Source organism: Chryseobacterium sp. YIM B08800 (genome assembly GCF_026163565.1).
In the GTDB taxonomy this organism is placed as follows: Bacteria; Bacteroidota; Bacteroidia; order Flavobacteriales; family Weeksellaceae; genus Chryseobacterium.
This window is the reverse complement of the sequence record NZ_JAPDKN010000033.1, coordinates 13,593-26,566: the sequence shown is the minus strand read 5'-3', so window position 1 is coordinate 26,566 and position 12,974 is coordinate 13,593. Positions and strand designations below refer to the sequence as shown.

Genomic DNA, 12,974 nt, shown 5'->3' with positions numbered 1-12,974 from the left:
ATGTCTAAATCATTAATTCCAAAATTAGAAGCGATAAAGCAGAGATATAATGAGGTTGCCGATCTTATTATTCAACCTGATGTCATTTCAGACCAGAAAAGATATTCTTCTTTAAACAAAGAATATAGTGATTTGGGGAAAATTGTAAGAGTTTACGATCTATATAAAGGAGCTTTAGATACCATCGAAGAATCTGATGAAATCATTGCAGATGGTTCAGATAAAGATTTTGTAGAATTGGCAAAAATCGAAAAAAACGAAGCTTTAGAGAAAATCCCGGGATTTGAAGAAGAGCTTAAGGTTCTTTTGATTCCTAAAGATCCTGCAGACGATAAAAACGTTATTGTTGAGCTTCGTGCCGGAACCGGTGGAGATGAAGCTGCAATTTTCGTGGAAGATGTCTACAGAATGTACACCATGTATTTTAAGACGAAAGGCTGGAGACACGAAGTAACCGATTCAAATGAAGCTGCGAAAGGCTACAAAGAATTGATTATGAAAGTGGAAGGCGAGGGTGTTTACGGAATTATGAAGTTCGAATCTGGAGTTCACCGTGTACAACGTGTTCCTGAAACCGAATCTCAGGGAAGAGTTCACACTTCGGCAATCACTATTGCGGTTTTACCGGAAGCTGAAGAAGTAGATTTTGAACTAAATCCTGCAGATATCGAAATGCAGACTTCGCGTTCAGGTGGAGCAGGAGGTCAGAACGTAAACAAGGTTGAAACAAAAGTACAGTTAACGCACAAACCTTCAGGAATGGTGGTTGTTTGTCAGCAGGCTCGTTCGCAGTTGGCTAACCGTGAATTGGCAATGGAAATGTTGAGAACAAAACTTTACGACATTGAGTTGCAAAAAGTACAGGGTGACATTGCAGCACAACGTAAATCTATGGTTTCTACAGGTGACCGTTCTGCAAAAATTAAAACTTACAATTATCCGCAAGGAAGAGTTACCGATCACAGAATCAACAAATCAATGTACAATCTTGATGCGTACATGAATGGGGACATTGCTGAAATGATAGACTCTGTAATCATGGCTGAAAACGCCGAAAAAATGAAAGGAGAAGAAGATAATTATTAAATTTCTTCTTAACAAATACAAAGCTTCTGAGTCATCGGAAGCTTTTTTTGTTTGGAAATCTCTAAAAAGTCCCAAAGGGACGACCTATTAAAGGATAGGATGAAATCCTATCAACATTTTAAATCTAACCAGACTTGTTTAAGTAAAAACGAAATCTAATACGCTCTCGAATACGATTTTTTCTCTTCCAAATACTCAGTTTTATCCCCGTATCCGGTTTTAAAAAGTGTTTTTACGGTAACCCTGTTCTTATCACCTGTTGCACTTGGTAAATAGGTGACAAAATGTAAATGCGGACCGCTGCTCCAACCCGTATTTCCGCTTAGTCCAATTACTTGACCTTTCGTTACGGTATCACCAATATTTACTTTTGCTCCGTTTTGCTGTAAATGATAATACTGTGCAATCGTTCCATCCGAATGCAAAATAGAAACGTAATTTCCATAAGGAGCACAGTTTCTGGTTGGGCAACCCTGATTATTTTTTTGTACAACATCAATAACCAAACCTTCTCTTGATGATAAAATTTCAGTTCCTTCCGGCATGATGAAATCTAAAGAATTTTCGTTCTGATGAGAAAACGTTCCATTATATCCTTGATGTATCCAAAAAGCTTTTCCTTTGGCAAATGGTAAATCGTAGACGTAGTTTTTGTCGTAATTTTTTATGGTGATGTCTCCAATATAGCTATAATAACCAGGCATTTTTTTTACACCCCAAGCTTTTTGGTTGTCATTCACCACAAAATAGGCTATTCTCATTTTTGTGGTTTTTGCAGGAATTACTTGTGTCGTTTTAAAAAGCTCAGGCTTTTTCATATTATTTACTTCAGGTTGACCTCTAAAAACCAAAGAGACAGGATAAATTTCGAGATTGTCTGCATAGTAGGTAATAGAGTCGCCGTTTCTTTCCGGATACATTTTTATGTTTTTCTGAGCCATTACAGCTACAGCCTGAATAATAAGAATAAATGCAAAAATATTTTTCATACGTGCTTGTTTTGAAATAAATCCATTACAAGTATAGACCATTTTCATTGATTTTAAAAGCTTATTTTAATGAAAAGTATTATTTTTACTTCTGAAAAATTAATAAGGGCATTCATCTTTCGTTAATAGATTTTGATGAGTTTCCGACTGAAAAATATGTCAATGAATTCTATCGTAATCAATGTTGGGAACAGCAATATCAGATTTGGTCTTTTTGATGATGACAACTGTGATATTTCATGGATAATCAATACAAAGCCTTACCGTACCGCAGACGAATTGCATGGTCAGATGTTGATTTTATACCAAACCTATAAAATTGATCCTAAAGATATTAAGAAAGTAATTATAGGTTCGGTAGTACCGCAATTAACGAGAGAAATAACTTCTGCGATCAGAAAAATTCACGGGATTGCTCCTGTAATGGTTGATAGAACAACACCTTCTGAAGTTGTTGCAAAATCTAAACAGATGGGAACCGATATTTATGCGAATCTGGTTGCAGCCCACAATATGTATCCCGGAAGAAAAAAAATAGTTTTAGATTTCGGTACGGCGCTTACTGCAAGCTGTGTTGCTGAAGATGGTGAAACTTTAGGGGTAATTATCGCTCCCGGAATTGTAACTTCTTTAAATTCTCTCATCAGTCAGACCGCTCAGCTTCCCGAAATTGAACTGGTAAAGCCAAAATCTGTTTTAGGTTTAGATACGATTACCTGTATGCAAAGCGGAATGGTTTACGGTTTTCTCGGAATGGTAGAAGGTTTTATCGACAGAATAAACAACGAAGTGAATGATGAGTGCTTTGTCATCGCAACTGGTGGAGTTTCTCATGTTTACAAGCCTCTAACAGAGAAAATTCATATCGCAGACCGACTTCACACCTTGAAAGGACTTTATTTCCTTGGAAAAGATTTATAAATGAGCTTGAGGCTAAGGTTTAGAGCAAGAATTTATCAACCTCAATCTTAGCCTCAACCTTAACCTATCTCTTAGATTTAAAAAACTCTTTTACAATCGTAGAGCATTCGTTTTCCATAACTCCTGAAACAATTTCTGTCTTGGGATGAAGGCTTAAATTTTTATTGATAAAACCACGCTGTTCGTCTCTTGCACCAATTACCACTTTTGAAATCTGTGACCAGGAAAGTGCTCCGGAACACATTACACAAGGTTCTAAAGTCACATACAAAGTACAGTTGATCAAATATTTTCCGCCCAAATAATTGGCTGCTGAAGTGATTGCTTGCATTTCGGCATGTGCTGTTACATCGTTTAATGTTTCGGTAAGATTATGAGCTCTTGCAATCACACGATTGTTGGCAACAATGACACATCCAATAGGAACCTCATCTTTTTCTAATGCAATCTGGGCTTCCTGAAAAGCCATTCTCATAAAATATTCGTCTGTAAACATAAAATAAAAGCTTAGTACAAAACTAAGCTTTTCAATATTGGTACGTGGTTTTTTTTAACCGCAAAAGAGACTTTAAATTTTTTGTTTTTTTTTGGAAATTTAAAATCGATAACCGATTCCGCCCATTATTTTCCCTGTAACTTCCTCAAAATAATGTTTATCTCTGTCGCCAAATCTTCTTGCAATACCCCCACTTGCTTCAATAACAAGATTATTTTTCATGACCCATTTTCCTCCGACTCCAAAACCAATACCTACCGTTGTAAAATTATTTTTTCTTACAGAAGAAGTATAGAAATATCCGTTAACATCATCATAATTATAAGAATAAATGTCATTCGTTTCAGTAGTAACTGGTATAAAACCTTCAAGGAAAAATCCCGAAGCATATTTTTTACCAAAATACATTCTGTAAAATGCTGAAAACTGTGTAAACCTGTCATCGTTACGGTCTAAATTGATCATTGCATTAATACCAATACCTTTGTTTTCGGAAATTAATCTTTCGTAAGAAACGTTGGCTAAAGGTACTGCGATCAATAAAATAGGATCGGCGAGGATGTCATTTTTTCTTTGCTTTTCTGTGTTTTTCTGAGCCTGTGCTGCAAAGGTTCCGAGAATTAAAGATAATCCCAGTAGAATTTTATTCATATAGCTTTTTTTGCCAAAGATAAATAATAAAACAACATTTGGTGATAAAATTATATTTTAGTCAAAATTGAGTACTAAAGGCAGTCTGAAGCGGTACCTTACAGGATTTCCGTTGGTGTAGGCCGGGGAAAATTTTTCAGAAACAGAGTACAATGCAATTTCTGCCTGTCGGTTAAAAGTGAAATTATCACCCTCGGCTTTTACATTGCTGATTGTTCCGTCTTTTTCAACAATAAATGCTACGTTGGTTTTTAAATTTCCAGTTTCAGAAAAAACACCATCTCCATAAAAAAGCTGTGCAACTTCTTTTCGTAAAGCATTTATTCCGCCGGGATAATCTGCTGTTCTTTCAATCAACTTTGGAAAATCCTGTTGAGATAACAGAGCTGTTTTGGAATTAATTTTTTTTAAATCTTCAAGGTTTTTTACTTTAAGCAAAGCTGCGATGAGGGCTACATTTTCAATGCTGTCCATTTTTTTCATAAAAAAAAGAAAGTCATTTTTTACAGCAACTTTATGCAAAGGATTTTTTTCGGCATCAAACTTTTTCTTAAACTCGGTATTCAGCATTGTTCTGTGCTGATTATAATAATTTTTCACCATTTTGAATTCCTCGGTTTGTTGGGAAAAACAAAATGTTGAGATGAGTATAAAGAGAAGATATAAAGCTTTCAATACATGATTATTTATGTAAATGTAATCAAAAAGATGCAAAATTCTACTCTTTCAGATAACTGTTTAGCGATTCCTGTAAATGTTTTTTGATGTCTTCAACTAAATTTATAGGTTCAAGAACTCTTACTTCTTTTCCGTACGATAAAATTTCCTGCATAAAATCGTAAGTAGGATGGAGGAAAAACTCAAAATAAATGTCTTCAGGAGTTTCTTTCGTTTCTTTCTGAGATTGGTGTAAAGGGAAACTTCTGATGTATTCTCCTTGGTGTCGGCTGCATTTCAATACAATTTTTTGAGGGTTTTGCTCGGTAAGATTCATCACTCCAAAAGCATTTTTGAAATGTTCTCTAAAGTTGTATTTATATTTTTCCCTGAATTTTTGTGGAGAAACATCCAGATAATTGATCCTGTCTAAACCGAAAGATTTCAACGCTTTATCTTTGGTGTCAATCGCAATCAGATACCATCGGTCTTTAGATTCTTTCAACGCTAAAGGATGAACTTTTCGGGAAGTCATCAGTTTGTTTTTATAATTGTAATGTTCAAACAATACAATTCTTTTGTTTCTAATGGCAAAGAAAAGATCATAAAAATGCTCAACTCCGGTAGGTTTTCTGCTTTCAAAAAAGATAAAATTGGCAAAATCGGGATGATTGTTTAATGCATTACTTACCTGAAAAGATTCGAGTAATTTTTGGTTGTATTCATCGACTTCCATCATTGGGCGACTTTCAATATAATACCGATTGTCACCTTTCTTTTTATTGTGAATAGAAAGATTAAAAAGATCTGAAATCTCACGAATATCCCTTTGCAAAGTACGCATTGAGTAGCTCTTAATTCCCGCATCCTGAAATTCGAAGGAATTCAAAAGATAGTCTTCCATCTGCGAATACGTAGCCGGTGCGCTCTCTAATTTCTTAATAATCAAAGCATATCTCGTAAGGTAAAAATCTTTTTTCATTTCGTATAGTTTTCTAAGACAAATATATGCGGTAAATACGACAAATGGTGTCGTGTTTTATTTTTTCTTGAAAAGTTTTTTTGAACTTGTTTTTTTGATGATGAGTGGTTGTAATTAAAAAAGCTACACGATAGAATCTTTTGGAAGTGGAGGCAACATTTTATGCACTTACTATGAGAGAAAAAAACAGGAAGAAAAACATTCCCTCCTGATTATAAATAATGTAAAGTGTAAAATTATAAGTCGAGCATTCGCCGTCATTGCCAGAAACGAAGCTTTTGTAAATACCTACAAATTTGTATCATAGTTTTAACAAAGTTTATTTGGTTTTTATCATAGAATGCGGCAGCGGGGGGACTGCTAGGTTATTAATTTAAGACTTATGAGCTTTAATTCTCTTTTCTACATATTTTGTAAAAGAATCGCTAATTTTCTTAATTCCAGGGCCTTCACCGGATATATTATCATCAAACTCTCCCAAATATGAACAATAATAATATATCGGTGGATTCTCACCTTCATCATAAAAGAAAAAATCAAACTGTTGACCACCATCTAAAGCTGCAACTACCCAAAAGTCCTTTTCTATTTTAAAATCGTCTTCTTGTAATACAAGATTTACAGATTTTCTCAGCTTCTGATAGAAAAGATAACTAGAAGAGTCTGAAAATTGTGTCACATTATTATTATGACCTCCCAAATATAAAAACTCACGATAAGCATCAGGAAACTTATGATTTGCGAATGCTTCCATTTCTGTAATTTGTTGTTTTGTAATCCCTTCATTTTCTTCTTCACCAACTAATGGATTATTTTTCATAACTTTTAAATATTGTATATCCATAACGATTATTTTTTAACATTTTTTAATATCATTTCTAACTGATCATGCCCCTTAACTCCTTTGATTTTATTACTTTTATCTAAAATATAAGGATGTTGTACTTTTACTTTTGCTTTATACCAATTTCTACGTAAATCTAACTCGCGTTTACAAATAATGCAAGGCTCATAGGTACTCTCAAGAGTTATTTCCACTTTTGCTCCATTCATATCCAATCTTACTAAATCTTCGTCCATCTGTACGAGCATTTTATTCTCACTGTCAAACCATCTGAACCTATTTTCTTCTACATCCCAAAACATTTTCTTGTTGCCAGATTGAGCGGGTGCTGGTGTGCTGTTTTTTATTTTGTTTCCTGGTCCAGAATGTGCAAGATATTCAAAAAAATGCTCTTCTCCATTTTTCAAAACTACTTTTACTTTTAAAGTAGCTATATTAGAATATTCTAATGCACCTTTACGAAGGTTTGCCAAGAATTGTAAACGATGATTAGACAGTTCTGAAACTTCAAAAAAAGTTTTCCAATTTTGCTTTAAACGTCGCTTATTCATTGCTAATCGTCTCCTGTTGTATTCAATTTCAATATTTTTTAATCGCTTCTTTTGAAGTCCTGTAAGTTTCTTTTTAGGCTCTACAACTACTTCTTCTATTTGCTTTTCTCTAATAGGCTCTTCTAGTGGTTCTTTAGGTTTACGAATGTCTTCAAGTTTGCGCTCCAGAGTAGGATTTCTTTCTAAAGCGTTATCAATCCATCTTTCCAACTTAGGTAGAATTTTACCAGCATCTGCAAAAGATTTTACTACTTCTACAATTGAGAAAATAATATCCATTACTATAATAAGGTCTTCACCCATACTATGTGAAATTTTATACCCATTTTGATTTTCAGAGTATCTTACTTCAGCATAATTAACAATTCCTTCACCAATTGCTTTGCTTATAAAGTCAGGATCTTTTATATAATTCTCAGTAAATTCTTCAATAGTTTCTTTTAACTTTAAGTAAGTTATTTCATCTTCTTCGTTCAATTCTTCTGCATGAAAATAGAATTTAAACATTAGTAAAATAATGTCTATAAAACCCGTAATAAACTCTATAATACCATCCCAAATCCCACAAATAAAAGCGAAATAATTTCGCGAAAATTCTTTCGTTACTTCTAATAAAGATTTTATTAATAATAAATTGTTTTTTTGAAGACTGGTAAGTATTCTAAGCGTTTTTAGAAGCATTTTATCAAAAGAAAATATATGTTCTAGTGCATAAAAATAACCTTCTAATTTTTGCAGTAAACCAACAGATGTTGAAATTCTATTTTGTATAAAAACAATTGCTTTTTCAGGATTTTTAAATAAATAATTTTCTGATTTAAGCGAATAATCCCAACTTTCTTCTTCGAATTTTAATGTTCTGAAAGCACTTGATATTCCGTCTAGAAAAGCATCTGTTAGTTCGCCAGAAGTATATTTTTTGTCTCCCACTGAGAATTTTTTTAACGGTCTGTAGGCAATTTCCAGTTTAAATGCTTCTAATAATTTTTCTTTTGTAAAAGTTATATTATTTTTTTCTTTCTGCTCTTGTATTATAATATTGCTCCAGTCTTCTAAAATTGTAGAGTCTGCATTTCTTTTAATAGTTTCATTGTATTCATTTATCATTGCCTGACTCATTTTTATCAGACAGACAGTATTTATATCGATTATATAACCATTAACAGAATTTTGTTCTTCTATGTAGATAATAAAGTCAGTTTCCTCGTCATATTTGCCTTTTGATGAATCAATAGTTTCATCATATCTTGTATAATTTGAAATGAGTTCTGTCCCTTTTGTTGAGTTTTCTACTCTATATCTCCACAAAGGAACTGAGTCAAACGTATATATTATTTTATTGATTAATTTTTTATAAAATAAACTATTTTCTCTAAATGGCGATTTTAAAGAATACTCATTAGATCTGTCTTCAAAAGAATTAATTGAGATATTTTGTAAAGGATTTTTGTTTCCTTCAAAACCTTGGGTTATCTCTTCAAAAGTAAGTATTTTGTATTCGGATAAATCTCCAAATAAGTCATCAAATTTTTCCATTTCCTGCGTTTTTAGTTATTAAACATTTTATTAAATTTCTTTTTCAAACCCATGAGAATATAAGGCAGCACAGAAGCGTGCTGCCAAACACATGTGTTTTATAGTTTAAAAAAGCTTACACTAAAAACTTAGAAAAAGGAGCTTGGTTTTCATATTCTTCTGCAGAAAGCGGTTGTTCAGCTTTATCCAGAATTCTTGGAAGCCCGAAATCTAATTTTGGCAAAGTAACTTTCAGATAAGTGTCTGCATCGGTAGTAAAAGCAAATTTCTTTTCAGGTTCTGCATTTACGTCAGCAAAATCAAAGTTTTTGATCAGTCTTGCATTTACTTTAAAGGTGATTCCGTTTTCTCCGGTAGGATAGGCTTCTACACCTTCAATTTGTGAAAGTTCTTCAGCGATGCGCTTGTAAAGCTTTATTGAAGATTCAGATTCAGGAATGTCATCTATTTCAAATGTATTTCCGAGGCAGTTGTATGTTTTAGGATATACACCTGCATCTTTAAAATCTTGAATCGTTGTAAAAGAAATATCATCCATTTCATTATAACTGATTTCCATCCATTTATCTGCAGACTGACCAATCTGATTATTGTTCAGTTCAAAATTACTTCCGCACATTTCACCTAACTGATCGTCAAATTTTACTCCCGGTTCACAATTGCAAGGCAAAGCTTTTTCTACTCTCAAACCGATAGAATCTGCCTGAAGAATTGTTAGTGAAGTAGGGATTTTTTCTCTCCACGGTTCGCCTTGTTTTTTACCTAATGCAGAACGCATTTCGTCTACAATTGATAAGAATAATGGGTCGTCGATTACAGGAACTTCACCACCGTTCCAGATTTGTCCGGTTGCAAGGAAATGTCTTACAGCTTCTTCAAAGCCTGGTCTTACAGTAACAATTACTCTCGCCATTCCCGACTGCATAAATGCTCTGAAGGTAGGATCGTTATCATCAAACTGGTACATATTTTCCCATTTTTCTCTGTTACCCCAATAGTAAGGATAGAAATAGTAGCTCATGATATCCCATTCGAAAGCCTGTTCCATAAACTTCACAAAAGCGGCATACTGATCTAAACTAGGATCTAACCTAATCTCTGTATTAGTAAAGCTTTCATCAGCATTATCGGTTTTATAATATTTGTTTTTACCAAAAGTGAGAGCAGCTGTAGGATCTTGATTAATCATATAAGAAATACAGTTTCTTCTTAAAATTGTATTCTCAATCTTTCTGTAGAAACCAGGATTTGAACCTTTGATTTGTACTCCTAAAGCTTTTGCTTCTGCTAAAGCTTGATTGTATTTTTCTAATTCTACTTCGTAAGCTTCGATGATTTTGTTGAAGGTGGATTGTAGCCAAGAGTTTTTAACTTCATTAGAAAGAAAACAATCTAATGATACATTAACTGTAACACCTGCGGTATCGGCACTTTCAAATGCAAAGGCTACTTTTTGAGTATATTTTTTCTGAAAAGTAAAGCCTTCATTTATGTATAAATGAGATTGTGCTGATGCTATTCCCTTAGTTACATCTCCAACTGTAACTACAATGTGAGTCCATTCATATTTAGAGGGGTGGAAAAAATGAACAGCATTTACCCAGCCACCACTTGCTAAATATCCTTCTGGAATATCTATAGAGTCTGATTTTGCACTCATTTCACTTGGAGCTTCTGAGTTAGATACGCTTAGTGCTTTAGTTACTCTAATTTCATTTTCTGGTTTTTGATCAATTTCAACATTATATTTACTCGACCAAAACTTTAAAACTGTTTCACCAATAGGACCATCTAATGACATAAAATTTTCCATTTTATTGGTTGATGAAGTTCTCGGATCAACAGGTTTTACCAATTTTTCAGATTCATCAATCATTTTTAACCCTAAAGTATGAAGCTTAGCAGGTTCAGGGATCATAAACTCAAACATCATACGTTTACCGTAATTGTAGATTTGGTTTTTTACGACTTTATCGACCCATCTGTAAACTCCTACTACGTGACTGCTTCCTTTGGTGTTGTCGAAGCCGTGCTTATTGTTTTCTTCGTATTCTTCTAAAACTTTATCAATACGCTCTTCTTTTACTTTGGTTACAATTCTGTCTAAAGCTCTTGCTGTAATGTCTTTAGCTTCTGTAACCGCTTGTCGGTTGCTTTCTTCTTTGGAGTTGTGTGTGGCAAAGTTTGCATTGGCTGTAATTCCGAAATTTGTTGATTTTCCAGCTCCCCAATTTGCATAAGCTCCAGCTTGTATTGCAGAATCTCTAGACTCCTGCAAGATTTTAGAAATCTCACTCTGCATTTCATGTCTTTCGGTAGTCGTTGTATCTGTAAGCTTTTCTTTTTCAGATTCTGTAGACTTTGTGGTTTGAGATTCACTTCGTTTTAATCTTCTGGTAGAACGTTCTTTATATTCACGAGCCATGATGTTTTCGATGTGCGCAACGTCTCCTTCTACATAGCAATATGTACTTTGTTCTACTTTTAAATAATCTGCGACACCAATATTTTTCATTCCAAATCCTGAAGGAATGAAAGAAGATGTTTCAGAAGGATTATATGGAGGGTTTTCTGGATTTTCCGGTGTTTCCGGTTTTGGCGGATCAACAGGCATACATCCATCGGCTCCTCTGAAGGCGTATTGTTTAGTAATTCTGTCTAAATTATCCGGATCAATAACTAATTTAACATTGAAACGATAAGTAATTCCATCTTTTGATGTCAATTCTCCTTCTACAACAAATTCTTCAACTTGGTAAGTTTTAGAAGTGGGGATTCTAGGCACATCAAACAATAGATAAGATCCTCCACCCAGAGAAGATAAGCTTGTTGATGAAATTTCTATATCTTTCACAAACGTCTTATATTTTGCTGAAGCGATTTCAATATTGCTATTTAAAGCTAAAATTATGCTCCATTCTGTTGAGCTTCGTCCGTAAGTTTTTACGCTGAAAGGGATATATCCTGTAGTAGCAAAATTATTATTTACGGGGATTACAACACCTCCCACTGTGGCAGAAACCTGTTGATTAAGAACTGTATTATTCAATACTGTTTGCTGTAAAACCTGATTATTTTGAGTGATGTGCTGATTCAATTCTTCAAATGACGTTATTTCAGCTAAAGCATCTATAATTGTAGATGTTCCAAATAATCTATTTAATGCGTTTTGATCTTGTGATTTTAAAGTTCTGCCTAATTGTGCTGCATCAATTTCCGGCGTTTCAAATTTGAAATCAAATTCCGGCATTTCTACATCTGGAGTTTTAATCTGCATGATTTCATCTTTGATACGATGAAGTTCCATATCGAGTTCACTGTTTTCGTAGAATTTTTCAGGATTGGCAACGCTTAGTTGGGTAAGATAGTTGATTCTGTTTTCCAGAATTGATCTTTTTCTATCTGCTTCAGCCGAATCTTTTCGAACGGAGTCAATAATAGGTTTTACCTCTTTTTCATATTGGGTATAAGCGTCCTTGTAAGTTTTGTCATAGTTTTTTTTGTACGCTTTTTCTAATTTTAATAAAGAGTTTGTAAGGTTTTCATTTTCTTTAAGGATAACCGTAGCTTCTGCAAATTTCATTGCTTTATCATCGAACATAACTTTCTGCGTTGTAGAAGATGCTGATGTTCCGTTAGAATCTGTAGAAGATACTTTAAATAGTTCTTTTGGTAAAACTACTTTTGCTTTTTTCATATCTTCAAAAGCTTCTTCAGACTGATCGTAGTTTTCAAGTATATGCGCCAAATGAAGAAGTTGCATAACCAGTTCTTTTGCATAAAAATCTTTTTGAGTGACTACCTGATACGTAAGGTTATCCCAAAGAACATAATCTACAGTTAAAGCTCCGAATGTTTTGCAAAGGGCAATCTGTTTGTCAAAATCTCCTTTTGTTGCCGTAGATTTATTTCTTGCGACCCAAACTGCAAAATCGTAAAATTTAGGATAAAGAGTTTTTAAAGAATCTTCAGAATGTACCGTAAATCCACTAATTGCTCCAGGGTTTTTAAAAACAGCCTGTAAGCTTGTTGTGGAATTTACTAAAGGATCGATTTTACTTGATGCTTTTGCCTGTTTGCTTCTGAAGATAAATCTTCTTTCTTTATTTTTCGGGTCTGATAATTCCGGATTTCTCATTGCCGCAAATCTGAATAGCGTTTGCGAAGAGTTATTTGTGTTTAAGTTTGTTGACATTTTAAAATTGTTTTGGTTTTTAAGATTAAAATTTTGGAAAGCTCTTTTTAGTAGAATTCTTTCCGA

The 12,974-nt window shown here is 33.8% G+C and carries 10 protein-coding genes; 2 read left to right on the top strand and 8 right to left on the bottom strand.

Going from position 1 to position 12,974, the window contains the following annotated elements:
* On the top strand, positions 1-1,086 hold the full coding sequence (gene prfA / locus OEW74_RS13245) for a peptide chain release factor 1 (RefSeq protein ID WP_265428928.1): 1,086 nt from the start codon (positions 1-3) through the stop codon (positions 1,084-1,086).
* A gap of 155 nt (positions 1,087-1,241) precedes the next feature.
* On the opposite strand, the gene OEW74_RS13240 is transcribed toward prfA, so the two are convergent.
* On the bottom strand, positions 1,242-2,075 hold the full coding sequence (locus OEW74_RS13240) for a M23 family metallopeptidase (RefSeq protein ID WP_265428927.1): 834 nt from the start codon (positions 2,073-2,075) through the stop codon (positions 1,242-1,244).
* Positions 2,076-2,237: 162 nt separating this feature from the next.
* Between OEW74_RS13240 and OEW74_RS13235 the strand changes: the two genes are divergently transcribed.
* Positions 2,238-2,996, top strand: coding sequence for a type III pantothenate kinase (locus OEW74_RS13235; protein ID WP_265428926.1), 759 nt, complete (start codon positions 2,238-2,240; stop codon positions 2,994-2,996).
* A 64-nt stretch (positions 2,997-3,060) separates the two neighbouring features.
* Here OEW74_RS13235 and OEW74_RS13230 read toward each other — a convergent pair whose 3' ends face one another.
* From OEW74_RS13230 to OEW74_RS13200, 7 genes are all read right to left on the bottom strand, one after another.
* A complete protein-coding gene (locus OEW74_RS13230) occupies positions 3,061-3,492 on the bottom strand; it encodes a nucleoside deaminase (RefSeq protein WP_265428925.1) in 432 nt (143 codons plus the stop codon).
* Between the two features lie 99 nt (positions 3,493-3,591).
* Positions 3,592-4,143, bottom strand: a complete 552-nt coding sequence (locus OEW74_RS13225) for a hypothetical protein (protein ID WP_265428924.1) — start codon at positions 4,141-4,143, stop codon at positions 3,592-3,594.
* A 57-nt stretch (positions 4,144-4,200) separates the two neighbouring features.
* Positions 4,201-4,746, bottom strand: coding sequence for an energy transducer TonB (locus OEW74_RS13220; protein ID WP_265428923.1), 546 nt, complete (start codon positions 4,744-4,746; stop codon positions 4,201-4,203).
* A 115-nt stretch (positions 4,747-4,861) separates the two neighbouring features.
* Positions 4,862-5,782 carry a helix-turn-helix transcriptional regulator gene (locus tag OEW74_RS13215; RefSeq protein WP_265428922.1) on the bottom strand — a complete coding sequence of 307 codons (921 nt, stop codon included), beginning with the start codon at positions 5,780-5,782 and terminating at the stop codon, positions 4,862-4,864.
* 373 nt (positions 5,783-6,155) lie between these two features.
* Complete coding sequence (locus tag OEW74_RS13210) at positions 6,156-6,626, bottom strand: SMI1/KNR4 family protein (protein ID WP_210148609.1); 471 nt, start codon at positions 6,624-6,626, stop codon at positions 6,156-6,158.
* Between the two features lie 5 nt (positions 6,627-6,631).
* The gene (locus tag OEW74_RS13205) at positions 6,632-8,713 is read right to left on the bottom strand and encodes a hypothetical protein (protein WP_265428921.1); all 2,082 of its coding nucleotides are present in this window, start codon (positions 8,711-8,713) and stop codon (positions 6,632-6,634) included.
* Between the two features lie 115 nt (positions 8,714-8,828).
* Positions 8,829-12,908, bottom strand: coding sequence for a hypothetical protein (locus OEW74_RS13200; RefSeq protein ID WP_265428920.1), 4,080 nt, complete (start codon positions 12,906-12,908; stop codon positions 8,829-8,831).
* Between the last annotated feature and the right edge of the window lie 66 nt (positions 12,909-12,974).

What these genes read in the sequence shown, in the direction of transcription:
- OEW74_RS13240 (WP_265428927.1), bottom strand. Translation starts at nt 2,075, where the DNA reads ATGAAAAATATTTTTGCATTTATTCTTATTATTCAGGCTGTAGCTGTA.
- OEW74_RS13205 (WP_265428921.1), bottom strand. Translation starts at nt 8,713, where the DNA reads ATGGAAAAATTTGATGACTTATTTGGAGATTTATCCGAATACAAAATA.
- OEW74_RS13200 (WP_265428920.1), bottom strand. Translation starts at nt 12,908, where the DNA reads ATGTCAACAAACTTAAACACAAATAACTCTTCGCAAACGCTATTCAGA.
- OEW74_RS13235 (WP_265428926.1), top strand. Translation starts at nt 2,238, where the DNA reads ATGAATTCTATCGTAATCAATGTTGGGAACAGCAATATCAGATTTGGT.
- OEW74_RS13230 (WP_265428925.1), bottom strand. Translation starts at nt 3,492, where the DNA reads ATGTTTACAGACGAATATTTTATGAGAATGGCTTTTCAGGAAGCCCAG.
- OEW74_RS13220 (WP_265428923.1), bottom strand. Translation starts at nt 4,746, where the DNA reads ATGGTGAAAAATTATTATAATCAGCACAGAACAATGCTGAATACCGAG.
- OEW74_RS13215 (WP_265428922.1), bottom strand. Translation starts at nt 5,782, where the DNA reads ATGAAAAAAGATTTTTACCTTACGAGATATGCTTTGATTATTAAGAAA.
- OEW74_RS13225 (WP_265428924.1), bottom strand. Translation starts at nt 4,143, where the DNA reads ATGAATAAAATTCTACTGGGATTATCTTTAATTCTCGGAACCTTTGCA.
- prfA (WP_265428928.1), top strand. Translation starts at nt 1, where the DNA reads ATGTCTAAATCATTAATTCCAAAATTAGAAGCGATAAAGCAGAGATAT.
- OEW74_RS13210 (WP_210148609.1), bottom strand. Translation starts at nt 6,626, where the DNA reads ATGGATATACAATATTTAAAAGTTATGAAAAATAATCCATTAGTTGGT.